Source organism: Cohnella rhizoplanae (assembly GCF_948329515.1).
Lineage (GTDB): Bacteria > Bacillota > Bacilli > Paenibacillales > Paenibacillaceae > Cohnella > Cohnella rhizoplanae.
This window is the reverse complement of the sequence record NZ_CAOJCN010000026.1, coordinates 32,197-56,657: the sequence shown is the minus strand read 5'-3', so window position 1 is coordinate 56,657 and position 24,461 is coordinate 32,197. Positions and strand designations below refer to the sequence as shown.

At 62.1% G+C, this 24,461-nt stretch carries 23 protein-coding genes; 17 read left to right on the top strand and 6 right to left on the bottom strand.

All coding sequences use genetic code 11. The features are described 5' to 3' along the window. Positions 1-122 precede the first annotated feature (122 nt). Positions 123-788 (top strand): YdeI/OmpD-associated family protein, encoded by a 666-nt coding sequence (locus PQG80_RS25255; protein ID WP_271754454.1) that lies wholly within the window; start codon positions 123-125, stop codon positions 786-788. 59 nt (positions 789-847) lie between these two features. Here PQG80_RS25255 and PQG80_RS25250 read toward each other — a convergent pair whose 3' ends face one another. The 3 genes from PQG80_RS25250 to PQG80_RS25240 form a co-directional block, all read right to left on the bottom strand. Next, positions 848-1,822, bottom strand: a complete 975-nt coding sequence (locus tag PQG80_RS25250; protein ID WP_271754476.1) for a sensor domain-containing diguanylate cyclase — start codon at positions 1,820-1,822, stop codon at positions 848-850. Positions 1,823-1,851: 29 nt separating this feature from the next. Beyond that, complete coding sequence (locus PQG80_RS25245) at positions 1,852-2,658, bottom strand: alpha/beta fold hydrolase (RefSeq protein ID WP_271754453.1); 807 nt, start codon at positions 2,656-2,658, stop codon at positions 1,852-1,854. Between the two features lie 233 nt (positions 2,659-2,891). Next, positions 2,892-3,110, bottom strand: coding sequence for a hypothetical protein (locus PQG80_RS25240; RefSeq protein WP_271754452.1), 219 nt, complete (start codon positions 3,108-3,110; stop codon positions 2,892-2,894). Positions 3,111-3,357: 247 nt separating this feature from the next. Here PQG80_RS25240 and PQG80_RS25235 point away from each other — a divergent pair, with 247 nt between their 5' ends. After that, a complete protein-coding gene (locus PQG80_RS25235; protein WP_271754451.1) occupies positions 3,358-5,046 on the top strand; it encodes an ABC transporter substrate-binding protein in 1,689 nt (562 codons plus the stop codon). Between the two features lie 40 nt (positions 5,047-5,086). On the opposite strand, the gene PQG80_RS25230 is transcribed toward PQG80_RS25235, so the two are convergent. Further along, on the bottom strand, positions 5,087-6,424 hold the full coding sequence (locus tag PQG80_RS25230) for an aminotransferase-like domain-containing protein (protein WP_271754450.1): 1,338 nt from the start codon (positions 6,422-6,424) through the stop codon (positions 5,087-5,089). Positions 6,425-6,557: 133 nt separating this feature from the next. On the opposite strand from PQG80_RS25230, the gene PQG80_RS25225 reads away from it, so the two are divergent. From PQG80_RS25225 to PQG80_RS25205, 5 genes are all read left to right on the top strand, one after another. Beyond that, positions 6,558-7,604, top strand: coding sequence for a DMT family transporter (locus PQG80_RS25225; protein WP_271754449.1), 1,047 nt, complete (start codon positions 6,558-6,560; stop codon positions 7,602-7,604). A gap of 43 nt (positions 7,605-7,647) precedes the next feature. Further along, the gene (locus PQG80_RS25220) at positions 7,648-8,508 is read left to right on the top strand and encodes an NAD-dependent epimerase/dehydratase family protein (RefSeq protein ID WP_271754448.1); all 861 of its coding nucleotides are present in this window, start codon (positions 7,648-7,650) and stop codon (positions 8,506-8,508) included. Positions 8,509-8,611: 103 nt separating this feature from the next. Beyond that, positions 8,612-9,394 carry a sporulation protein gene (locus PQG80_RS25215; protein WP_271754446.1) on the top strand — a complete coding sequence of 261 codons (783 nt, stop codon included), beginning with the start codon at positions 8,612-8,614 and terminating at the stop codon, positions 9,392-9,394. Between the two features lie 385 nt (positions 9,395-9,779). Beyond that, the gene (locus PQG80_RS25210; RefSeq protein WP_271754444.1) at positions 9,780-10,265 is read left to right on the top strand and encodes a MerR family transcriptional regulator; all 486 of its coding nucleotides are present in this window, start codon (positions 9,780-9,782) and stop codon (positions 10,263-10,265) included. A 57-nt stretch (positions 10,266-10,322) separates the two neighbouring features. Beyond that, positions 10,323-10,772: an SRPBCC family protein gene (locus tag PQG80_RS25205; RefSeq protein ID WP_271754443.1), complete on the top strand. Its 450-nt coding sequence runs from the start codon at positions 10,323-10,325 to the stop codon at positions 10,770-10,772. A gap of 135 nt (positions 10,773-10,907) precedes the next feature. On the opposite strand, the gene PQG80_RS25200 is transcribed toward PQG80_RS25205, so the two are convergent. Together PQG80_RS25200 and PQG80_RS25195 are read right to left on the bottom strand one after the other, a co-directional pair. Further along, entirely contained in the window at positions 10,908-11,120 is a 213-nt protein-coding gene (locus PQG80_RS25200; RefSeq protein WP_271754442.1) for a DUF378 domain-containing protein, read from the bottom strand. 188 nt (positions 11,121-11,308) lie between these two features. Then, entirely contained in the window at positions 11,309-12,298 is a 990-nt protein-coding gene (locus PQG80_RS25195) for a glycoside hydrolase family 43 protein (protein ID WP_271754440.1), read from the bottom strand. A gap of 204 nt (positions 12,299-12,502) precedes the next feature. Between PQG80_RS25195 and PQG80_RS25190 the strand changes: the two genes are divergently transcribed. The 10 genes from PQG80_RS25190 (at position 12,503) to PQG80_RS25145 (ending at position 24,389) form a co-directional block, all read left to right on the top strand. Further along, the gene (locus PQG80_RS25190; RefSeq protein ID WP_334219850.1) at positions 12,503-14,281 is read left to right on the top strand and encodes a cache domain-containing sensor histidine kinase; all 1,779 of its coding nucleotides are present in this window, start codon (positions 12,503-12,505) and stop codon (positions 14,279-14,281) included. Further along, the gene (locus PQG80_RS25185; protein WP_271754438.1) at positions 14,278-15,066 is read left to right on the top strand and encodes a response regulator transcription factor; all 789 of its coding nucleotides are present in this window, start codon (positions 14,278-14,280) and stop codon (positions 15,064-15,066) included. Before PQG80_RS25190 ends, PQG80_RS25185 begins: the two co-directional genes overlap by 4 nt. 132 nt (positions 15,067-15,198) lie before the next feature. Further along, on the top strand, positions 15,199-16,611 hold the full coding sequence (locus PQG80_RS25180) for an ABC transporter substrate-binding protein (RefSeq protein WP_271754437.1): 1,413 nt from the start codon (positions 15,199-15,201) through the stop codon (positions 16,609-16,611). A 71-nt stretch (positions 16,612-16,682) separates the two neighbouring features. After that, positions 16,683-17,651 (top strand): carbohydrate ABC transporter permease, encoded by a 969-nt coding sequence (locus PQG80_RS25175; protein WP_271754436.1) that lies wholly within the window; start codon positions 16,683-16,685, stop codon positions 17,649-17,651. Between the two features lie 3 nt (positions 17,652-17,654). Continuing rightward, positions 17,655-18,509, top strand: a complete 855-nt coding sequence (locus PQG80_RS25170; protein WP_271754435.1) for a carbohydrate ABC transporter permease — start codon at positions 17,655-17,657, stop codon at positions 18,507-18,509. A gap of 56 nt (positions 18,510-18,565) precedes the next feature. Continuing rightward, positions 18,566-19,879 (top strand): extracellular solute-binding protein, encoded by a 1,314-nt coding sequence (locus PQG80_RS25165; RefSeq protein WP_271754434.1) that lies wholly within the window; start codon positions 18,566-18,568, stop codon positions 19,877-19,879. Between the two features lie 288 nt (positions 19,880-20,167). Beyond that, on the top strand, positions 20,168-21,229 hold the full coding sequence (locus PQG80_RS25160) for a Gfo/Idh/MocA family protein (protein ID WP_271754433.1): 1,062 nt from the start codon (positions 20,168-20,170) through the stop codon (positions 21,227-21,229). A gap of 12 nt (positions 21,230-21,241) precedes the next feature. Beyond that, the gene (locus PQG80_RS25155; RefSeq protein ID WP_271754432.1) at positions 21,242-22,390 is read left to right on the top strand and encodes a Gfo/Idh/MocA family protein; all 1,149 of its coding nucleotides are present in this window, start codon (positions 21,242-21,244) and stop codon (positions 22,388-22,390) included. 31 nt (positions 22,391-22,421) lie between these two features. Then, the gene (locus tag PQG80_RS25150) at positions 22,422-23,285 is read left to right on the top strand and encodes a sugar phosphate isomerase/epimerase family protein (protein ID WP_271754474.1); all 864 of its coding nucleotides are present in this window, start codon (positions 22,422-22,424) and stop codon (positions 23,283-23,285) included. 81 nt (positions 23,286-23,366) lie between these two features. Next, the gene (locus PQG80_RS25145; protein WP_271754431.1) at positions 23,367-24,389 is read left to right on the top strand and encodes a Gfo/Idh/MocA family protein; all 1,023 of its coding nucleotides are present in this window, start codon (positions 23,367-23,369) and stop codon (positions 24,387-24,389) included. The last annotated feature ends 72 nt before the right edge of the window (positions 24,390-24,461 follow it).

The following is a 24,461-nucleotide window of genomic DNA, read 5'->3' as shown; positions in this document are numbered from 1 at the left end:
CCGAATTAGCGCCCAAATGTGCTGATCTCCTTCAACTAGTAACCGGGCTCCAGGCAGGGCTTGCGTTCTCCCCCGGGGAATGGGATCCTAAAGTTAATTTTTTCACCAGGAGGCCCGCCCGCATGTCGAAAACGATCGTAGAAAAGCTGAATTTGCGAAAATACGAAAAAGCCGCAGTCCTGAACGAGCCGGAGGAAGAGGGGCTGCTGGCGGGACTCGGAACGTATGATACGAATCTAACCGACGAAGGCGGCTACGATCTGATCTTCGCGTTCGTCCTCGATATGGCATCGCTGCAGGCGCTCGTCAAGCTGGTCGCCGAGCAAGGCAGCCTGCGTCGCGGCGGCTATCTGTATGCGGCGTATCCCAAGAAGGGGAACAAGGCTTATCCGACCTATATTCACCGCGACGATCTGTTCGCGGGACTCGGGGCCGGCGAAGACGGCTACATCGGGAAGAGCGAACTCAGGTTCGCGCGCATGGTCGGGTTGAACGAGGTGTTCACCGTGGTAGGCTTCAAGGAAGAGGCGAGGAAGACCGCGGCCGCGAGCAAGCCGAGCCAGCGCGTGGACGACTACGTCTCCCTGATCGCGGAGATCGAGCGGGATCTGCAGGACAGCCCGGACGCGCACGCGTTCTATCGGTCGCTCACGCCGGGGTACCGCAAAGACTGGGCCAGGTATGTCTACAGCGCCGTCCAGGAGGATACCCGGTCCAAGCGCCGGGAGGAGATGAAGGCGATCCTGCTGGCGGGATATAAGAGCGTGGACAGTTATCGAAGGCGGTAAAGCGCAGAGCGGAGAAAGACCCGGTCGACTAGATGCCGCCGGGTACGCTCCTCCCGACCTCACGTCCCGTCTGCGTGCGTGACCCGATTGCGCCCGCCGCTCTTGGAGGCGTACAGCGCGTGGTCCGCCTTGTTCACCAGGGCCGCGTCCGTATCGCCCGGGGAGATCGTCGAGACGCCGATGCTGATCGTGATGCGGAGTCCCTCCCAGGCAGCGGCCTCTACGCCCGAGCGGTATCGCTCGGCAGCGCACATCGCATCGTCGCGGCCCGCCCCCGGCAGGATCAGGACAAACTCCTCGCCGCCGTACCGGGCCGCGACGTCGTCCGGGCCGGAATTCGAACGGAGCAGGTCGGCGAGGCTCGCGAGCACGAGATCGCCTACCGGGTGCCCGTAAGTATCGTTAATCGACTTGAAGTGATCGATATCCAGGATCAGCAGGGAAAAAGGCCGTTGCGTCCGCCCGTACTGCTCGGTCTCGAACAGCAAGCGTTCCTGGAAGAAGCGGCGGTTGCGCAGACCGGTGAGCGGATCCGTGGAGGCGAGCGTCTCCAGCCGCTCGTTGAGCCGCAGAAGCTCCTGCTGCTTCTCCTCGTATTCCGCATGCAGCTGCTCGAGCCGCAGATTCGCTTCATGCGTGGCCTGGTACAACGCCTCGAGCTGCGTTTTCGTCCGCAGGATGTCCTTCTCGTGCTCGATGCGCTTGTTCATCTCCAGTACGACGCAGTCGATGAAGACCTCGCCTCCGCGTTCCTGCCTGACGCCGTTCATCAGCACCGGGAGTTCCCGGCCGTCCTTCGTCCGCAAGGACAGATACATTTCCTTAACGTGGCCGTACAGCCTTATGTATGGATAGAAGTAGGTATGGAAAAAAAGCTTGTTGGTCACGGACAGGATCGCTTCGATATGACGGTCCGTCAACTCCGAACCTCCGTAACCGAGCATGTCCAGCAAGGTCAGATTGACCGAATGAAGATGCCCTTCGCCGGATAACGAGAAGTATCCGCATGGCGCATGATTAAGCTGCTCGTCCAAGTGCATTGACTGCCTTTCCCCGGGAGCCCTTAAAGGCCGCCTATGTATTGTCGAATCAGCGTCGTCGTCTCTTCGGGATGGCTCAGATGGGGGTAGTGTCCCTTGGCCTGCATTAACCGAAGCGTGCTGTCCTTGAGATGGTCGTGCAGGTAGTTGCCGACCTCGATCGGCGCGATGCTATCCTCCGCGCATTGCAGGATCAACGACGGCACGGGCATGCGGGCAAGCGCTGCGCGGCAGTCCGACAGGAAGGTGACCTCCGCGAATTGACGGGCGATATGCGGATCCTTGGAGCAGAAGCTGCGCTCCAGTTCTTCGGTCAGCTCCTCGCGGTCCGGGTTCTGCATGGCGATCGGCGCCAGGTAGCTGGCCCAGCCGACGAAGTTCATCTCCATCATGCGGAGCAGATCCTGAATCTCGCTCGCGTCGAATCCCCCATAGTAGCCGGGCGGGTCGTTCACGTATCGGGGCGAGGCGCCGATCATCACGATTTGCTTGAACCGGGAGCCTTCGCGAACCGATGCGAGCAGGCCGATCATGCTGCTGACGGAGTGTCCCACGAAGATCGCGTCCCGCAGGTCCAGCGCCTCCATAATCTCATTGACGTCTTCGGCATAGCCTTGAAGATCGCCGTATTTGCGCGTGTCGTAGGATTGAAGCCGGGAACGGCCCGATCCGACATGGTCGAACAGGACGACGCGGTGATCCGCCTCGAAGCCGGGGACGATATAACGCCACATATCCTGATCGCAGCCAAAGCCGTGCGCGAACACGATCGGCTGTTCGCCGCGGCCGAGCACGTTCACGTTGTTGCGCGCCACGATGTCGTTCGTCATTCGCGTTCCTCCCTCCTAGACGAGCTTATGCTCCGACAAAATTCGTCTATTTTCGCTTTCTTCTTATTATATCGGATCGCGCGTGCCGAAGCGACGAGCCGCGCGACCTATTCGCGCGCCGCAAGCACAAATAGGACCGGAAGGCTCGCCGCTGTCGCGGGACGAGCTCCGGTCCATGCTCCGGGCAGCGCATCAACTGCCCGCTTCATCCATGTCTCGGGAGAGGCCTGCGTTTAAAACAGCTTTTTGAACGAGCCCAGCAGGTCGCCCGCCTTATCCGTGGCCAGCTTCGCCTTGACGCCCGCGATCAGCGCGTTCAGCCGGTCGTTCGGCAGATTGACGCCAATGACCGTCTCGATCGCCGCGGCGGGATCCCGCCGGAACTTATCAGAGAAGTCCTTGTCGTTTTTGACTCGGGATACGATTTCTTCGGCTTTTTTTCGGATATCCATATGGCATCCTCCTCGCTTCAATCCGCGTCTCTATCTACTTACATTTAAACGGGATCGCGGTGCCCGAAGCATCGGCGGGATCGCACGCTCGGTTTACAATGCGTGTCATCAAGTCCCTAAGTGATTTTTTTAGGAAATAAATCCTATCTCATCTGTTGTATTTTCGACACAAACCGATAAAATCTGATATATACCGGATATAAAACGAATGAAGCATTACGCAACGGCGATAAGGAGCTGCGCAGCCATGAAGTTCAAGCTCTTCCCGACCCTCCTCGTCGGGCTCCTGCTGCTGGCCGTTCCGGCCCTGCTGACTGTTTGCGCCGGCCATCGGGAGCAGACTGGAGGGCCGGCCCCGACACCGGCCGCCCCCTTGCTCGCGGTCTCGGCGCCGGGGGGCGGCCCGCTAGCCGCAGATGGCGAGAAAACCGTGAATATCGGCGTCACCGATGCGCCCGCCGATATCAATCCGCTCTCGCCGGTCGGGCGCGTATCCGCTTATATCGCGGGACTGCTGTTCCCGCCTCTCGTAGAGATCGACGCCGATCTGCGGTACAAGCCGATGCTCGCCGACTCCATCGAGACGACGGACAACCGCTCGTTCACGATCAAGCTGAACCAGCAGGCCAGGTGGACCGACGGCGCGCCCGTAACGGCGGACGACGTCATTTTCACGTTGAAGCTGATGGCGGATGCCGCAGTCGCATCCAACTTTGCTTATATGTTCGCGATACTCGAGGGGCTTGGCCCCTCGGGCTTCCTGCCTGACGGCGAGACCGACATCTCCGGCGTGCGCAAGATCGACGAACGGACGATCGAGATGGTGACCAAGGTGCCGACGACGCTGACGGTCTTCGAGGATACGATCGGCCGCAATCTGCGTACGCTCCCCCGGTCCGCGCTGAAGGATGTCGCGCCGAAGGACGTGAACCGCGACGCCTTCATGCGGATGCCCCGCGTGACGTCCGGACCGTTCAAGCTTGATCGCTACGACCCGGAGCGGTCGGTCGAGTTGACCGCCAACGGGGATTACTTCAAGGGCAGGCCCGCGCTGGACCGGCTGAGCTTCCGGGTGATGCGCGGGACGGACCTCGCGGACCGGCTCGCGAGCGGCGAGATCGACATGAATATCCCGTCCGCGGGCGTCATTCCCGTCGCCGACTATGCGCGCGTGGAGAACCTCCCCGGCGTCACGACCGTAGGCGGCCAGCCGCTGTCGGCGTCCTACTTATACATCAACGAGAAGGCCGTGCCGGACGCGCTGCAGCGCCAGGCGATCTCGCATGCGATCGACCGGAGACGCATCGTCGACAAGCTGCTTCGCGGCGCGGGCGATCCGGCGGACGGTTACTTCAACGGCATCAGCCCCTACCGGAACGGGAGCGTGCAGCCGGCCGCCTACGACCCGCGCCAGGCGAGGTCCCTGCTGAAGGCGACGGATTGGGACGTCGCGAAGACGCTGACGCTGTCCGTCCCGTCGGGCGACGACACGCTCGCGCGGGCGGCGGACAGCGTCGCCGACGATCTGACGGTCGTCGGGATGAGGGTCATCGTGCGGACGTATGATCCGGCGGCGGTGAACGGCAAGCTGGTGAAGCAGGACTTCGATCTGTGTCTCATGCCCGCGACGCTGACGCCGGTCCATCCGCTGCCGGATCTGGCTTACTTCCTGGGCGCCGGCAACCCCAACGGCTACAAGAACGACGAAGTGGAACACATCCTCGCGCAGCTCGGGTCCGAGGTCGACGAGGCGAAGATCCGGGCGCTGTACGACCGGCTCCAGGTCATCCTGGCCGAGGACGTGCCGATGCCCGCCGTCTACTCGGTCAAGGCGCTCGGCGCAGTTAACGGGCGCGTCGTCGGCGCGACGCCGAAGGACCTGGGCATGTTCATCAACGTACACGAATGGAAGATACGGTCAGGCGACGCGAAGTGAAGGGCTGACGCGCATGGCAGCCGTCCGCATCGGTCTTCCTCTAGCCCCGCCGCATCCGGCCGATCTCCGCGAAGATGACGGCCACGCCTTCGTCGATGCGATCCTCCGGGATCTGCGAGATGCTGAGCTGGAGCAGGGAGCGCTTGGGAAACGCGGGCAGGAAACACGCGTCGGCGCCTCTTGTTTCCAAGCCCCGCTTGGTGAGACGGCCGATCAGCGTCGCGAGGCGCAGCGAGGGCGGCAGCTCCAGGTGCGTATGCATGCCGGCCTCGAGGCGCAGATGCCGAACGTCCGGCGTATCGTTGCAGGCGTCGAGCGCCCTTCCCAGCCGCTGCATGCGGGTGCGGTAAGTATCCGAGATCCGCTGCTTGCGCCGCTCGAACATGCCGCTCTGGATGTAGATCTCGAGCGCAGCCTGCGAGAGCATGGAGCTGTCGATGTCGGAGAGCCGCTTGTGCCGGCTGAATACGGCCTGCAGCTCCGGCGGCAGCACGGCGACGCCGACCCGGAGACCGGGGAACAGAATTTTAGAGTAGCTCTTCAGATAGACGACATGCGAAGGCCCGAAGGCGTGGATCGGATCGGACTTGGGGTCGGTCTCCAGGTCCGCGAGAAAGTCGTCTTCCACCACGATGACGTCATGGCGCATCGCGAGCTCCGCGATCGCTTTTTTAGTCCGGTTGTCGTAAGAGGCGCCGAGCGGATTTTGGAATCGCGGGACCGTGTAGAAAAACTTGATGTCGCCCGTCTTGAACAAACGTTCCAGCTCGTCCAGGTCGATCCCCCGCTCCGTTCGCGCGATACCCCGGACCGGAACGCCGTGCATCGCCAACATTTCGAGAAAAATCGTATAGGTAGGCTGCTCGACCAGCACGGCGCGCTTACCGGAGGGGAACGGCATGGTCGTCAGGATGGACAGCGCCTGCTGCACGCCAGAGGCGACCGTGATACGCTCCGCGGGCGCGAATACCTGATAACCTGCGAGGTGCCGGCTCATTACCTGCAGCAGGGAAGGGAGTCCCTGAGGCGTGCCGTAGGTGAACAGGTGGCTGCGGTAGCGGTCGATCGCCTTGTTGATGCAATGCTGGAAGTCCAGGTAGGGGAATACATCGGGATCCGGCGCGACCGATGAGAAATTCAAGGAAGCGGAGGCAGGGGGCGCCTCTTGCCGCTGCGGCACGGCGTAATAGCCGCTTTGCGGCACCGTATACAGCCGATGCCGTTTTTCGAGCTCGGCGTATGCGCGGAGGACCGTGCTCTTGCTGCATGCATAGGCGGCGGACGCTTCCCGGACGGACGGCAGACGCTGTCCGCCGCGGATGCGGCCGTCGTCTATTTTTTGTTCGATGTCGCGCACCAGCGCTTCGTATCTCGTCATGACCGAATCGACTCCCGCGGGCAAACTGTACCGGTACAGTTCGGAGATGTAGCGATGGCAGGCTTGCGTCCCATCCCTTATGCTGAGAGCATGAAGCCGGCCGGCTCGCACTCGCCATCGGGAGGAAGAGGCAATGAATCTATCAGGCGCGCCCGTCAGAGGCAACGCCGCCATCTATATGCTGGCTCTATTATACGCGATGGTGATCGGATTTTCCTTTATGTTCACCAAGCTGGCGCTGCGTTACGCGGATCCGTTCGACATGCTCGCGTACCGCTTCGCCCTATCGTTCGCCGTGCTCGCGCTCCTCGTACGGGCGGGCTGGATCCGGGTTCCGAAAGCGCCGCCCGGCGGCAGGCGCTGGGCGCTGCTGCTCGTTAGTCTCGTCTATCCGACGGCCTTCTTCGCCTTCCAGTCCGTCGGGCTCGACGCCTCGACGACGTCGGGCGCCGGCATCTTCTCGGCGACCGCGCCCATCTTCGCGCTGCTGCTGGGCGCGCTGTTGCTTAAGGAGCGTGCGAACCTGCTGCAGCTGCTGTCGGTCCTCGTCTCGGTCGGCGGCCTCGCGTTCATGACCGGCGTCTCGGCGGACGCGCTGCGGGGGACCGGCGTCTTCGGAGGCGCCATGATCTTGACGTCGGCCGCCTCTCTAGCGCTGTATGGCGTGTTGGCGCGAAGCCTGAGGACCTCCTACACTGCCGCGCAGCTCAGCTACGCGATGATGCGGACCGCATGCTTGTTCTTCGTCGCGCTGGCCCTCGTGCGCCATCTCGTCCAAGGGACGATGCCGGCGCTGCTCGCGCCGCTCGCCGAGCCGGGCTTCTGGCTGCCGCTCCTCTATATCGCGTTCCTGTCCTCGGTCGTCTCCTCTTGGCTGTCCAACTTCGCGCTCGCCCGCCTCGAGGCGTTCAAGGTCAGCCTGTTCGTGAACTTGGGCAACCTCGTGTCGATCGCCTCGGGCGTGCTGCTGATGGGCGATCCCTGGAGCGGCGCGCAGACGATCGGCTCGGCCTGCATGCTGGCGGGGGTGATCGGCGCGAACTACCGGGGCAAGCGGCCTCGGATGGATGGAAAAGGCGAATATGCGGGTCCGGAATCCTCATTGGCCGTCGGTTCAAGCGGGACATTCTCGTCTGGCAATCCGTTCGCTTTCTCGCGCTCGGGTCCTCGTAGACCCTAAAGAGCGTCAAGTCACCGCACCAACCAACGAGGAGGTCTCACTTATGAAAATTGCAGTAGCCGGCGCCACGGGCGCCATCGGCAGATCGCTTATTCCGCTGCTCGTCGAAGCCGGCCATGAGGTGACGGGCTTCACGCGGCACCCCTTGACCGCGGCGCGGCTTGCGGCGCAGGGCGCGAAGGCCGTCGTCCTCGACGTCTTCGACCGCGAGGCCGTCTTCGCCGCGCTTCGCGAGGCGGAGCCCGAGACGGTCATCCACCAGTTGACCGCGCTTGGCGAACGCGACTTTGCGGACAATGCGCGCATCCGGACGCTCGGCACGCGCAACCTGGTCGACGCCGCGCTGGCCGCGGGCGCGCGCCGCATGATCGCCCAGAGCATCTCCTGGGCGTATGCGCCAGGCGAAGGACCCGCACGCGAAGACGAGCCGCTCGACCTGGATGCGCCCGCGCCGCGCAGCGGCACGATCCAAGGCGTGCACGCCCTGGAGACGGCCGCGCAGGATATGCCCGAGGCGGTCATCCTCCGCTATGGGCTGTTCTACGGCCCGGGCACGTGGTACGCCGCCGACGGCTACATGGCCGAGCAGGTCCGGCGCGGCGCGCTGCCCGCGACGGACGGCGTGTCGTCGTTCGTGCACGTCGACGACGCAGCCGCCGCGGCGCTGCTCGCGCTAGCTTGGCCGCCGGGCGCCGTGAACGTCGCGGACGACCGCCCGGCGCCCGGCGGCGAGTGGCTGCCGCATTACGCGGCGCTGCTGGGCGCGCCGGAGCCTGAGCGGCAGCCTGGCGCCGCCCGCGGCGAACGCGGCGCGGACAATGCCAAGGCCAAGGGGCTTGGCTGGCGCCCCCGCTACGCGGATTGGCGCGAAGGCTTCGCCGCTGCGCTGGAGCGAGTGGAATGAAGCGGCGGCCAACCTTTCCAATATTTTGAATCGGAAAGGGATGACTTCCGTATTATCCTTTGGCGTGCAGCCATATCTTTTATAAAGGGATGGGATGCGGAAGATGTCTTTTTTCGGACGGGTATTGGCAAGCGTGGGTATCGGAGCGGCGAAGCTGGATACGGTGTTGGAAAAGTCCTCTTACGCGCAAGGCGAGGAGATCCGCGGCGTCGTCCGCGTGCAGGGCGGGAGCCTGGAGCAGCGAATCGACGGCATCGGGCTGTCGGTCATGACGACGTATTTGCGAGAAATCAATGACAATAAGATCCGCCAGCATGCGGTTATCGCGCAATATCGGGTGGCCGGTCCCCTGACGGTACAGCCGCAGGAGCAGAGGGAGATTCCGTTCTCCTTCGTCCTCCCGGCGAGCGTGCCCATCTCGATCGGCGGCGGCCAGGCGTGGATCAAGACTGTCGCGGATATTCAATCCGCGGTCGATCCGACCGACGAGGATGCCATCCACGTCGTGCCGGGAGCGGGCCAGCGCGTGGTACTCGAGGCGGTCGAGCAGATGGGGTTTCGCCTGCGCCACTCGGAGACCGTCTACGCGCCGCGTCTGGGCGGCTCGGTCCCGTATGTGCAGGAGCTCGAGTGGATTCCGTCGGGCGGGAGATACCGCGGGCGTCTCGACGAGCTGGAGCTGACCTTCGTCGGACCGGCGTCCGACGGGCTTCGTCTGCTGCTGCAGATCGACCGTCGCGCGTCGGGACTATCCGGCTTTTTCGCCGAAGCGATGGATACCGACGAGAGCTTCGTGCGCCTGACGCTCACGCAGCGTGACCTGGACGGCGGCGCGGCGCACGTGGCGGGCATTCTCCAAGGCATCATCGACCAATATGCGCATTAAACGGAATTGTTGGAGGGGACCGGAGCAGATTGCTCCGGTTCTCTTTGATTCTCAGGGCAATCACGGTAGCAGGAAGTGGTCGGCAGCGCGAGATAGGCGCATTTGGACACTAACGCGGCGGCATACGGTGGTCGGCAGCGCGAGATAGGCACATTCGGTCACTATCCCGCCGGCTCGATCGCTCGGCCGCAGGGCCCCGTACACTGCCAGTTAGCGCGCGCCAAGCAGGGAATCCGCATCCCCAAGCCGAATGGGATAGAACGAAAAATATTTTCCCGAAAAATCAAATATAGGCTTGAACCTGACGCAACGTAAGGTCTTATAGTGAAGTTGCCGGCGGACAAGGACGCGAATGAGGTTAGCGGCGACGGAGGAGGGCTGGCGCATGGAGCGGTATTGGAAAGTCGGAGAGATCGCCAAGCTGACGGGGCTGACGATCCGCACGCTGCGGTATTACGATCAGATCGGGCTGTTCCCGCCGTCGGGCCAGACCGAGTCCGGGCACAGGCTGTACGACGAAGCCGACCTCTCCCGCTTGCATCGCATCCTGGCGCTCAAGGAGCTGGGTCTGCCGCTCGAGGAGATTCAGTCCGTGCTCGGACGGGATGGGCCCGACCTACAGGAGATCGTCGGCGCGCAGATCGACCGCCTCAAGGGCAAGATCCGGATCCAACAACAGCTGCTGTCGGAGCTGGAGCAGGCGGCGGATCTCATGCGACAGCGGGAAAAGCTGACGGTGGACGATCTGGCCAAGCTGCTCGGCATGATGAAGCAGAGCCACGAGAAGTACTTCTGGGAACGCCGGACGCACGCGGAGCGATCGCTCGACCGATTGGGCGAATGGCTGGCGGAAGCGCCTGACGATAAATGACCGGAAGAGAACGGATCGGAGAAAACCACGCACGTTACCTTAAGGAGGATGAATGAGATGGATGAAAGATCGGTGCATCATGCGGCGTTTACGGTGGAGAGAGTGTATCCGGCCAAGCCGGAACGCGTGTACGCCGCATGGTCCGATGCCGACGCCAAAGCGCGCTGGTTCGCGGGGGCGGAGACCTTCGATTTCCGCGTGGGCGGCAGGGAGTACAACAGAGGCGGGCCTCCGGGCGGCCCGGTCTACACTTTCGACGCATGCTATCAAGATATCGTGCCGAATCAACGGATCGTCTATTCATACGTCATGGACCTGGACGGCCGGCGAATCTCGGCTTCCGTGACGACCGTCGAGCTGCATCCGGTCGAAAAGGGCACGAGGTTGATTTTCACCGAGCAAGGCGTCTTCCTCGACGGCCTCGATACGGCGGAGCAGCGGGAGCATGGAACGAACGTGCTCATGGACAGGCTGGGAGACGCGTTGGCGAGCGAGTCCGAAGCCTGATCGTTCAGGCAGCCGCGCTCATCTCCCGCGTAACCATTAATCCTTCAATCGCACAATCGCATCCGCACAAGGCGAGAGCCGGATAGCCGCCCTTAAGGGCAGCCGTCCGGCTCTTCGCGCAGCGGCATGGTTGCGTTAACGAACGCGATCATCGTTGCTGACGTGGTTAAAGAAACGGATCGAGTACAGCGCGCAGATACCGACGATGGTGTACACGACACGGGCGCCGGCGGAATCTTGACCGCCGAATAGATCGGCGACCAGATCATACTCGAACAAACCGACCAGCAGCCAGTTAATGCCTCCGATAATCAGCAAAGCGAGCGCGATTGCGTTTAACGTTTTCATGGATCTCACTCCTTCGGGCAAATTTGGCTGTTCATCGAGAAAATACCCCATTGCGGCGGAAACTATTCATAAATTACGCAGCTCGCCCGACTCTTATGTTAAATATCTACAAAGAACCGAGCGGACTGCGAGGATCGAATCGCGCCCGCACTGGATAAACTCGCCAAAAGTGCAACCGCAGGAAAAATTTATTCGCTAGGCGGATAAGGGTCGATGGTCTGAATCGTGCCGTCGTCGTTATAGCGAAGCTCGGTCATCTTCACGCAGCGCTTGTTGTCCGCGCCTCCGGACAGGGAGCTGTCGTGGTAGAACAGGTACCACTTGTCGTTGTACCGGACGATCGAGTGATGCGTGGTCCAGCCGACGACGGGCGTGAGGATCGTGCCTTGGAAAACGAAGGGCCCGTAAGGCGTCTCTCCGATCGCGTAGACGATCTTGTGCGTCGTGCCGGTCGAGTACGAGAGGTAGTAGCGCCCGTCGTGCTTGTGCATCCAGGGGCCTTCGAAGTACCTGCGGTCCTCGTCCCCGGCCAGAATCGGCTGGCCCGCCTCGTCGACGATGCGAATCTCGCGCGGCGTCTCCTTGAAGCCCAGCAGGTCGCCCTTCAGCTCGACCGCGCGCGGCCCAAGCGCAGGCTCCGTTGCCGCGGGACCCTCTCCGTCGGCGTTATACGTTCCCGTCCGCCATTTTTCCAGCTGCCCGCCCCACAGTCCGCCGAAGTACATATAAGTCCTGCCGTCGTCGTCGGCGAACACGGCGGGGTCGATGCTGAAGCTGCCCGGAATATAGCTCGGCTCCGCGCGGAACGGGCCTTGCGGCGAGAGCCCCGTGGCGACGCCGATGCGGAAGATACCGTGCGGGTCCCGCGCCGGGAAGAACAGATAATACGTGCCGTCCTTGTACGCGGCGTCCGGCGCCCACAGCTGCTTGGAGGCCCACGGAATGTCCCGCAGATGCAGCGCCTCTCCGTGATCCACGGCATGCGCCAGGTCCTCGTCCAGCGAGAGGACGTGGTAGTCCTCCATATCGTACTGGTCGCCGTTGTCGTTGGACGCCATCTCGTGGTCCAGATCGTGCGAGGGATAGACGTACAGTTTGCCCTGGAACACGTGTGCGGAAGGATCCGCCGTATAAATATGGGTGACCAACGGTTCGTCGGCACGCGATCTTGTCGTCATCTTTGCCCCTCCATTGTAAGCGCTACCGCTGGTTTGCCCTTAATCTTAGCAGATCGGACCTATGCCGAATACCTCACTTTGTTTAGGTTTTATACCTACAATTTTTAGGTTTTGCCGATCTGCGGGCGCTTCTCGCCGACGAATCGGTCTTTGTGATACAGTAGACGGGATTGAAGTCATGCAAGATACAGGTGGGCGATCCGAGTGGCCAAGCTGAGCGAGATGAATACGCTAAGAAACCAGATATTCGCCGTCTTTACGGTCACGATGATCGTTATCCTGACCTTTGCGGGCATTTATATCTACGGTCAAGTATCAGACCTGCTGCGCAGCAGCGCGGAGAAGCATATCCAGCAGACGGCGGTGCAGGCTAATGGTCGGTTGGACGTGCTCCTGGACCAGGTCGACTCGCTGACCACCCAGGTCGTGACGAACGACTACGTGCAGAAGCTCCTGCTCAAGGAGGCCGGGGGCGTCCGCTCCGCGTTCAGCGAGCGCCAGTCGCTGCTCCCGATCGCGAGCACGTATATCGCGTATTCGTCGGGGATTCGTTCGCTCGAGCTCTATACCAACGACTACCGGCGCCTGTTCCCGCTGGACGAGACCCGCCTGACGGCGCGCGTCACGCAGGACATGATCGGACGCACCGACCTCGTGAAGGGGCGTCTCGTCTGGTTCGGGCTCGACCCGGCGCAGCCGGACACCGTGCTCGCCATGCGCCGCATCAGCCTGATCGATCGCGGTTATGCGGCGGGCGGCTACCTGGCGGTTCGTCTGAGCCGCGATTACTTCGAGATGAACGATCCGCTCGCGGACGAGGCGGAGGAGAGCGGCGAGTATATGCTGCTCGCTGACGAGCGGGGCGATCCGATCACCTCGGACCTCCCGGCGGAGGACGCGAGGGCGGTGCTCGCGCAGGAGGCCCCGACGGTCACCGTCGGGGGCGAAGAGCTGCTGTCCGTGCGGCAGCGGTCGCGGGCGACCGGCTGGACCCTCGTGCTGCTCACGCCGATCCACGCCACCATGGAAGGGATCTCCGTGCTCAGGACCGCGGTCCTGCTGTCGATCGGCATCGGCGCCGTCGCCTTTTTGCTGCTCACCCTGCTGCTCTCGACGCTCATCACCCGGCCGATCCTCAAGCTGATGCGCACGATGCGGGGCGCGCGGATCGGCGGGCTCAAGCAGAATCTATCTCCTTCGCCGCAGATGGCATCGCTGGAGATCCGGGAGCTGAACAACACCTATAACCAGATGGTTACGCACATGAACGAGCTGATCCAGGTCGTGTACGAGAAGGAGATTACGGAGAGCCGCACCGAGCTCAAGGCGCTGCAGGCCCAGATTAACCCGCATTTTCTCTTCAACACGCTGGAAGCGCTCTATTGGTCCCTCGAGGAAAAGGAGGAGAGTGAGCTGGCGCAGACGATCCTCGCCATGTCGGGGCTGTTCCGCTATGTCATCGGCAGCACCGGCGGCCAGGATCAATGGGTGACGGTCCGCGACGAGCTCGAGCACGCGCAGCGGTATCTGCAGATTATGAAAATGCGACTGATCGACCGGCTCGACTGGACCATCTCGGCGGACGACCGCCTCCTGAACGTGCCGATCCCCAAGCTGATGATTCAGCCGCTCGTGGAGAACGCGATTCTGCATGGGGTGGAGAGCCGCATCGGTCCGGGGACGGTGACGATCCAGGTGACGTCGGACCGACCGGGCTTCGCCACGATCTCCGTCGTCGACGACGGGCTGGGCATGGACGAGGAGACGCTGGCGAGGCTGATGCAGCGCATCGAGGGCGTCGTCCCGCAGCCGCCTTCGAGCAAGGGCACGGGGGTCGCCATGTCCAACGTGCAGAGGCGATTGAAGCTGTATTATCCGCCCACGGCGGAACGCGGTAACGGCCTGCAGATCGAGAGCAAGGCCGGCGTCGGCACGATTGTACGCTTTGATATTACGATACCGGGAGGCGTCGAACCGCTGTGAAAACTTTATTAATCGTGGACGACGAGCCGCGCACGCGCCTCGGCATCCAGAAGACGCTCGTCGCTTGGGCGGCGGGCAAATACCAAATCGAGAGCGCGGCGAGCGGGGTGGAGGCGCTCGAGTGGCTCAAGACCCATCCGGTCCATGTGATCATCACCGACGTGCGGATGCCGGAGATCGACGGCCTGCAGATGCTCGAGACGCTCGCGGCGCGCGGGCCGCTGCCGGTGGTCATCGTCATCTCCGGACACGCCGAATTCGAGTACGCGAAGCGGTCGCTGCAGCTCGGCGCGTTCGATTATGTGCTCAAGCCCGTGGACAAGTCGATCCTGATCGATACCGTGCAGAGAGCGTTCGAGCGCGACAGCGGCAGGGACCGGATGGACGCGATGGAGAAGCTGGTGGATCCCAAGCTGCTGGAAATGGGGAGGGACGAAGCGCGGTACAGCAGCTCCATCAAGGACGCGATCGCCTACATCTACGATCGGCTGCACGATACGGTCGGCATGAAGCAGGTCGCCGAGCATCTCCACCTGAACCCGAGCTATTTCAGCGTGCTGTTCAAGGAGCAGACGGGCGTCACCTTCAGCGATTATCTGACGCGCATCCGCCTGCAAAAGGCGAAGGAGCTCCTCGTCGCGACGCGATTGCCGATATGGGAGATCGCCGAGAAGGTCGGCTATCAGACGGTCAAATACTTCATCAAAGTATTCAAGGACAACGAAGGCATGAGTCCCCGGCAGTACCGCCAGCAATCGTTGGACGCGGATCCATCCATCCAATGATCCCGTCCTCAACGATCCAATAAAAGTGGAATTTCTCCCAACCGCCGTTAACTGTTGCGCTTACATTTCCGGATTTATACTGTGTATGCGATTACAAAGTTAACGGTGTTGCCAAAAAGGGAGGCTAAAAAAATGAAACGCGCTTTAACCGCAAGTACGGCTCTTGTCCTCTTGTCTTCCGTCTTGGCCGCATGCGGCTCGGACTCCTCCAACAACGCGGGCGCCAGCAAGTCGGCCAGCCCGAGCGCGAATGCAAGCGCTTCAAGCAGCGCTTCCCCATCCGAAAGCGCCAAGCCGGCGGAGAAAGTCACGATCAATCTCTGGAGCTTCACGGACGAAATCCCGAACATGACCAAAAAGTACGTGGAAACGCATCCGGACGCGAACGTCGAGTTCAAGACGACCGTCATCGCGACGACGGACGGCGCTTACCAGCCCGCGCTGGACCAGGCGCTCGCCGGCGGCGGCAAGGACGCGCCGGACATCTACGCGGCCGAATCGGCCTTCGTCCTCAAGTACACGCAGGGCGACGCATCGGACTATGCCGCGAACTACGCAGACCTGGGGCTGAGCGACCAGTTGGTGAAGGATGCCGGCATTGCCCAATACTCGGTGGATATCGGCAGCAAGGACGGCCAGCTGCGCGGCCTCGCCTATCAAGCGACCGGCGGCGCCTTCATCTACCGCCGCTCGATCGCCAAGGACGTGTTCGGCACGGACGATCCGGCGACGATCAAGACCGAGGTCGGCCCGGGCTGGGATAAGTTCTACGACGCGGCCGCCAAGCTTAAAGCGAAGGGTTACGGCATCGTATCCGGCGACGGCGACATCTGGCACCCGATCGAGAACAGCTCCGACAAGGGCTGGATCGAGGGCGGCAAGCTGCATATCGATCCGAAGCGCGAGCAGTTCCTCGATCTCTCCAAGAAGCTGAAGGACAACGGTTATTCGAACGATACGAAGGACTGGACGGAAGGCTGGTACGCGGACATGTCCGGCACCGGCAAGCAGCCGATCTTCGGCTTCTTCGGCCCCGCATGGCTCATCAACTACGTCATGAACGGCCAGGTCAAGGATACGAACGGCGACTGGGCCGTGACCGAACCGCCGACCGGTTTCTTCTGGGGCGGCACGTGGCTGCTCGGCAACAAGGCCGTCCTGAAGGATGACGCCAAGAAAGCGGCCGTAGCCGACTTCATCAAGTGGGTCACGCTCGACACCTCCGAGACCGGCCTCCAGTACTACTGGGCGAACGGCACGATGAAGGACGGCGAGCAAGGCACCAAGGACAGCGTCGCATCGAGCGTCGTCATGTCCAAGTCCAACGGCGAAGTCGCGCTGCTCGGCGGCCAGAACATGTTCGACGTATTCGTACCGGCCAATGCCAACGCGACGGGCAAGAACCTGACGCAATTCGACGAATCGATCAACCTCATCTGGCGCGATCAAGTGCGCGAATACGCGAACGGCACCAAGGACCGCGACAAGACGATCGCCGACTTCAAGCAAAAGGTCAAAGACCAGCTCGGCATCGAAAGCGAATAAAACGGCATTGTGCGCCGAAGGGGCGGGCTCGTAAACCCGCCCCTTTATCTTAATTAGACGGGGTGGTAGCCATGCGCCGCAAGAGCGTCAACTACTCGAAATTCGGCTACATGTTCAGCTTGCCTTTTCTGCTCGCGTTTTTGGTTTTCTCGTTCTACCCGGTCTTGTATACGGCGGTCATCGGATTCACCGACATGAAAGGCGTCATCCCGAAGCCGATCCACTTCCTGGACAACCCGTTCGACAACTTCAAGGATCTCATCCTGCACAACACGTCGTTCAAAATTTCGCTGGCCAATACCGCGCTGATCTGGATCCTCAACTTTATCCCCCAGATCGTGCTCGCGCTGCTGATCACCGCCTGGTTCACCAACCAGCGGCTCAAAGTGCAGGGCACCGGCGCGTTCAAAGTGCTGCTCTATATGCCGAATATTATCACGGCGAGCACGATCGCCGTGCTTTTTAACTCGTTGTTCTCCTACCCGATGGGCCCCGTGAACAGCTTGTTCGAGAGCCTGGGCTGGATCGACGCGCCGGTCAATTACCTGCAGGACAAGACGACCGCGCGAGGCATCGTCGCCTTCATTCAATTCTGGATGTGGTACGGCAACACGATGATCATCCTGATCGCGGGCGTCATGGGGATCAATCCGGCTCTGTTCGAGGCGGCATCGATCGACGGCGCGAACGGCTTCCAGACGTTCATGCGCATCACGCTGCCGAGTCTCAAGACGATTATGCTGTATACGCTGATCACGTCGATGATCGGCGGGTTGCAGCTGTTCGACATCCCGCAGCTGTTCCTGTTCGGCGGTCCGGACGACGCCACGCTCACGACGTCCGTGTTCATTTACGGGCAAGCGTTCAAGGGCAGCTACATGTTCAACAAGGCCGCCGCGGCCAGCATGGTCATGTTCGCCATCGCCGCGATCCTGTCGGGCCTGCTGTTCTACCTGATGCGCGACCGCGACGCGTCGCGGCTCAAGAGAGCGCAAAAGAGAAACAAAAAGGCTGCGCAAGCGGCGGCAAGGGGGCTGTAAGTCATGGAAAACATTCGGACGGAATCCAGAGCCTCCCTGAACGTCAACCGGACGATCGTCTATATCGTGTGCATACTCCTGGCGCTGCTCAGCATCCTGCCGTTCTGGATCATGTTCGTGAACGCCACGCGTTCGACGGCCGAGATCCAGAGCGGACTGTCGCTGCTGCCGTCGACCCACTGGAAGACGAATCTGGACGTACTGCTGAGCAAGAGCTTCGATCCGCTCAAGGGCTTCGCCAACTCGCTCATCATCTCGGGATTCTCGACGCTCTGCGCGGTTTACTTCTCGTCGCTGACCGCCTACGCGCTGGTGGCGTACAACTGGAAGCTGCGGCAGGCGTTCTTCACGCTCATCATGCTCGTCATGATGATCCCGGCGCAGGCCAGCGCCATCGGCTTCTACAAGTTCATGTATCAGCTGCACTGGACCAACAGCTTCCTGCCGCTAATCCTGCCGGCCATCGCGGCCCCCGCGATCGTGTTCTTCATGCGCCAATACCTGCTCGCCACGCTCTCGATCGAGATGGTCGAGGCATCCCGCATCGACGGCGCCGGAGAGTTCTACACGTTCAACAAGATCGTCCTGCCGATTATGGTGCCGGCGATCGCCACGCAGGCGATCTTCGCCTTCGTCGCCAACTGGAACAACCTGTTCATGCCGCTCATCCTGCTCACGCAGAAGGAGAAGTACACGCTGCCGATCATGGTCAGCCTGCTTAAAGGGGATATTTACAAAACCGAGTTCGGATCGATCTACATGGGGCTGTCGTTAACGGCCCTGCCGCTATTCGTGATATACTTCCTGCTGTCCAGGTATATTATCTCAGGCGTGGCGCTGGGCGGCGTCAAGGAATAGAAGCATCCCGGCGGGCGATCGGCCGATCGGCGGGATGCGCGGTGGAGGAAACGAGCGTGCGCTTAAAAAAAGGGGCGGTATCCGCGCTGGCGATCGTCTTGGCGCTCTTGACGGCCGGATGCCGAACGCAAACGGACGGGCAACCGGCAGACGAGCCGGCACACGGCGACAAGGTGACGATCAAGATGATGCATCTGTGGCCCGAAGCCGGCGCGCCGGGTCAGCATGGGATCGTGGACAGCATCATCGAGGAATATCAGACTGCGCATCCGGGCGTCACCGTCAAGCTGGAGGTGCTCGACAATGAACAGTATAAGGCCAAGATCCGCGTGCTCTCCGCCGTCAACGAGTTGCCGGACGTCGGCTTGACGTGGGCGGCCGGGTATCTGCAGCCGTTCGTCGAAGGCGGGCTGTTCACGCCGCTCGACGATCTGCTGCAGGGCGAGCTGAAGGATTCGTTCGTAGCGGGTACCACGGAGGCCTATGCGATCCACGGCAGCACCTATGCGCTGCCGCTCGAGTTCAACATCGCGCCGATCTACTATAATAAAGCGCTGTTCCGCAAGTACGGTCTCGAGGCGCCTGCGACCTATGCCGAATTCAGGAACGTCGTGGAGAAGCTGGCCGCGAGCGGCGTCGCGCCGGTCGCGCTCGGCAACCAGGACCGCTGGACGGGATCGATGTGGTACATGTACATGGCGGACCGCATCGCGGGATCCCAGGCGCTGTCCGACGCCATCGGCGGCAGGATCTCCTTCGCCGATCCCGGGCTCGTCCAGGCGGCCAGGAACGTGCAGGATCTGGTTGACGCGGGCGCGTTCAACGCCGGCTTCAACGGCCTGTCCAACGACGAGGCCAAGGCGCGTTTCTTGAGCGGCCAGGCCGCGATGTACATGGTGGGCACGTGGGAGCTGCCGAACTTCACGACGAATCAGGACATTCCGCAGGACTTCCGCGACAACGTCGGCTTCTTCAAGTTCCCGACGGTGGAGGGCGGCAAGGGCAACATCGACGGCTGGGTCGGCGGCCCGGGCGTCGGCCTGTTCGTCGCCGAGAACTCCGACGTGAAGGAAGAAGCCAAGTCGTTCGTCGAATACTTCGTCAAGCGCTGGGGCGAGCGATCCGTCGCCGACGCGGGCGTCATCCCGGCGACCAAGGTCGATACCGCGGCCGTCAAACTGCCGCAGCTGTATATCGACCTGCTCGACGAGATGAACAAAGCGACCAGCGTCACCCTCTTCGCCGACGTACAGATGAAGCCGGGCGCGGCGGAGACGCACCTGAACCAGATCCAGGCGCTCTTCGGCAAGGCCGTCACGCCGGAAGCGTTCGCGGCCGAGCACGACAAGATCGCGCAGGCGGGACAGTAACGCCGAGTGTATGCCCGCTTGCGGAGGCGCCGGCATGCTCCGGTCTCCGCGCAATCGCAAAAGCAGCATCTAGCGCGTATCCGCGCCTATAACGAATCGCCCTCCCGGCATGCCGCCGACGGAGGGCGATTTTTTGCGCGCTCATGTTCGGAAAAGCCATATATACCGGAATTGGAGAGTTGCAAACGGCCCCGCCCCATGCGGAAAATGGCATATACGAGAGAGAAGCGCTTCCGGCGCGAGGGATAGAATGGATCATCAATAGGCCATCCAAAGGAGCTGCGGCAGATGAGTCGAATTCGCGTTGCCGTCATCGGAGCGGGATCCATTTCCGATTTTCACCTGCAATCCTATCAGCATAACAAGCGCGCGGAGCTGTACGCCGTCTGCGATATGAACGGGGAGCGGGCGAAGCAGAAGGCCGATCGGTTCGGCGCGGTCCGAACCTATACGGATTACCGGGAGCTGCTGGCCGATCCGAACCTGGACGCCGTCAGCGTCTGCACCTGGAACAATACCCACGCGGACATCAGCATCGCGGCCCTGCGGGCGGGCAAGCACGTGCTGGTCGAGAAGCCGCTGTGCCGCACGGTCGAGGAGGCGCTGCGCGTCCAGGCTGCCGTGCGGGAGACGGGCAAGACATTCCAGATCGGCTATGTGCGCCGGTACGACGACAATGCCCAGCTCGTGCGCGAATTCGTCGATCGGGGGGAATTCGGCCAGATCTACTATGCCAAGGCGTCGTACCTGCGCAGATTCGGCAATCCCGGCGGCTGGTTCGCGGACAAGGACAAGTCGGGCGGAGGCCCGCTGATCGATCTCGGCGTTCACGTGATCGACCTGATGTGGTATCTGATGGGGCGGCCCAAGGCGGAGAACATCAAGGGGCATACCTACCGCCGCCTCGGCGACCGGATGAATCTGAAGCAGCATCTGAGCCTGTATCAGGCGGCCGATGCCGGCAGCGGCCCTAACAATGTGGAAGACATGGCCAATGCCGTGATCCGCTTCGACAACGGGGCGTCGCTGATGGTGGACGTCAGCTTCTCCCTCCATGCCGCCAAGGACGAGAATATCGTCAAGGCGTACGGAGACAAGGGCGGCTTCGAGCTCGATCCCGTACTGTCGATGACCAAGGAGCTGCATGACACGATCTTGAATATCACGCCGCAGACAGATACGCCGGGGCTCGACGTGCCTCGGGCATTTCAGAACGAGATCGATCACTTCGTCGATTGCTGTCTGACGGGGAAGCGGCCGATCAGCCCCGTGGAGGACGGCGTCGAGATGATGAAGATCCTCTGCGGCATCTACGAGTCCGCGGAATCCGGCAGAGAAGTTACGTTCTAAGGGGGAGCGAATGTGGATCAAGTTAGAATAGGACTCATCGGATCGCGGGGGAGAGCGGAGCAGCTCGCTCCGTATTGGCACCGGCCGGACGGCCGTTCGGTCGTCGTCGCCGCCGCGGACGTGAACGCGGACCATCTGGAGCGTTTCCGGCAGGAGATTAACCCGGCGGCGTTCGTCACGCTGGATTACCGCGAGCTGCTGGCGCGGGACGACATCGACGCGGTCGCGGTCCTGTCGCCGGACTTCGTCCACGAGGAGCACGCGGTGGCGGCGCTGCGGGCGGGCAAGCACGTCTACTGCGAGAAGCCCCTGGCGATCACGGTAGAGGGCTGCGACAACATCCTGCGGGCCTGGAAGGAATCCGGCCGGCAGCTGATGGCGGGTCATAACATGCGCTACGTGAACTTGTACCGGACGATGAAGGGGATCGTCGATTCGGGAGCGATCGGCGAAATCAAGGCGGTGTGGGTGCGTCACTTCGTTGGTTGGGGCGGGCATTTCTATTACCACGACTGGCACGGCAACTCCAAGAACTCCACCTCGCTGCTTCTGCAAAAAGGCGCGCACGACCTCGACATGATCCACTGGATCACCGGCCGGTATACCAAAAAGGTAGCGGCCTTCGGCAGTCTCGACTTCTACGGGGGCGATATGCCCGACGACCTGACCTGTCCGACCTGCGCCAAGAACGATACGTGCACGGACGCGGACTTCACGCATTTGAACCAATGCGCATTCCGGCGCGAGATCGACGTCGAAGACAACAGCATGGTGATCATGGAGCTCGAAGGCGGCATTAAGGCGACTTATCTTCAGAACCATTTTACGCCGGATTATCAACGCAACTACGTCTTCATCGGATCGGAAGGCCGCATGGAGAACAATGAGCTCGAGAACAAGGTCTACGTGAAGACGCGACGGTCCAACAAATGGCATGAGCTGTCGGACGTCGTCTACGACGTCAAGCACGCGGAAGGCAGCCACGGCGGCGCCGATGCGGTCATCACCCGCGATTTCCTGGATATGATCCAGCACGGCACGACGCCCGTCGCTACGCCGCTCGCGGGGCGGATGAGCGTCGCGGCCGGCGTGGCGGCGACGGAGTCGATCCGGTCCGGGGGGCGCGTCGTCCAGGTGAGCGGGCTTCCGGCGTTCGTCTGAGGCAGATGCGAGAAGAGGAGGAGCGCGCTTGATAAAAGTGGGGTTAAGCTCGTACAGTCTGGAGCGGGCGATCGCGTCCGGGGAGATGTCCGTGACGGATGCGGTCCAATGGATCGCCGACCACGGCGGCAGTCATATGGAGGTCGTCCCCGCCGGGTACGATCTGTCGGACAATCCGGAACTCATCGACGCCATCCGCCTGAAGGCGGAGGATGCCGGGATCGAGCTGTCAAACTATGCGGTAGGCGCGAACTTCATCGCGGACAACGAGGAAGCGTACGAGCGGGAGGTCGGCCGCGTCATGCGGGAGGTCGATATCGCCGCCCGGCTCGGCGTGAAGCGGATGCGCCACGATGCGGGGTGGAGCGACGAGCATTCCGTGCGCTGCTTCAACCGGCATCTCGGGCGGATGGCGGACGCCTGCAGACGCATTGCCGATTACGCCGCCCCGTACGGGATCACGACTAGCATCGAGAACCACGGGTACCTGGTCCAGGGGAGCGACCGCGTGCTGACGCTGGTGCAGGCCGTCGACCGGCCGAATTTCAAGCTGACCATGGACATCGGCAACTTCATGTGCGCCGATGAGGACTCGGTCGCGGCGTCGCGCAGATGCCTACCGTATGCGTCCATGGTGCACGTCAAAGATTTTTACCTGCGGCATCCGGCCAGGAATCCCGGCGAAGGCTGGTTCCCGACGACGCGCGGCAACTTCCTCCGCGGCGCGATCGTCGGACACGGCGACGTCGACATGCCGGGCGTGATGGCCGCGATCCGGGATTCGGGTTTCGACGGCTATCTGTCCATCGAATTCGAAGGCCTGGAGGACTGCCGGCAGGCCTCCCGCATGGGACTCGATTATTTGTCCCGGCTGGCGAAGGAGCTGGGGATGTGAATGATGTCGCCGCAGGAAGGTCCATGTCCGGAGCGAGATTGGCAGATCCAGTAGCGAGAGCTAGAGCGAGGAGCGAGCGTCATGTATAAAGTCGGAGTCATTGGTCTTGGCGCCATAGCCGCCATGTACGCCACGCCCGCCAGCGAGCATCCCTATTGCCACGTCGGCGGGATCCGCCAGAGCGGCAAGGTTGAATTGGCGGCGGCCGCCGAATTGTCCGAGGCCGCCAGGGAAAAGTTTGCCGGCGTATGGGGAGAGGCCTTCCCGGCGCTGCGCTATTATGACGGCAGCGCGGCCATGCTGGAGAAGGAGGCGCTCGATATCGTAGCGGTCTGCGTCAGGGGGCCCTACCATTATCGGGTCGTCATGGAGGCGATCGAGGCCGGTCCGCGTGCGATATTCCTGGAGAAGCCCCCCTCTTGTTCGCTGGAGGAGATGGACGGCATGGTCGAAGCCGCGGCGCGGAAGGGAATTCCGGTCGTCGTGTCCTATTCGCGTCACTGGAATCCCCACATCCTGCGGCTTCAACAGCTCGTCCGCGAGGGGCTGCTCGGCGAGGTCAAGACGGTGGTGGCCTATTGCGGACATTATGTGCTCTCCTTCGCCAGCCATACGACGGACCTGATCTGTCAGTTCGCGGGCTACGAGCCCGAAGAGGTATACGCGCGAGGGACGGCGAAGGGGGATGCGCCCACCGGCTACGAGCCGGAGCCGACGCTGGACCATATGACGATCCGGTTCGCCAACGGCGTCACGGGCGTCCAGGTCGGCGGAAACGGAGAGCACGGCTCCATGTACGCGGAGGTATTCGGCGAGAAAGGCATGCTTCGCGTCGGCATGTATACGCCGACGGTCTTGTTCGACGCCCAGGGGCAGAAGCTCGATCTCGAGCCGCTGCAGCTGCCGGCGCCGGCCAGCGTCTTCACGGTCGCCTACGACCAGATCGCGGATTATCTGGACGGCGGGCCGCTGCCGCACTGCACCGACGCGCACTTCGTAGCCGTCAACGAGATCGGGTTCGGCGCGATCGAGAGCATGCATACGGGCCGCGCGATTCCGCTGCCGGTCCCCCATCGGACCCGCAAGGTGTTCGCCAACGAATAAAGCTGCTTGCCGCGCGCGCACGTAAAGCCGGCCATCGCTTCGGGAGTTATCGATTGCCAGATTGGGGTGTGT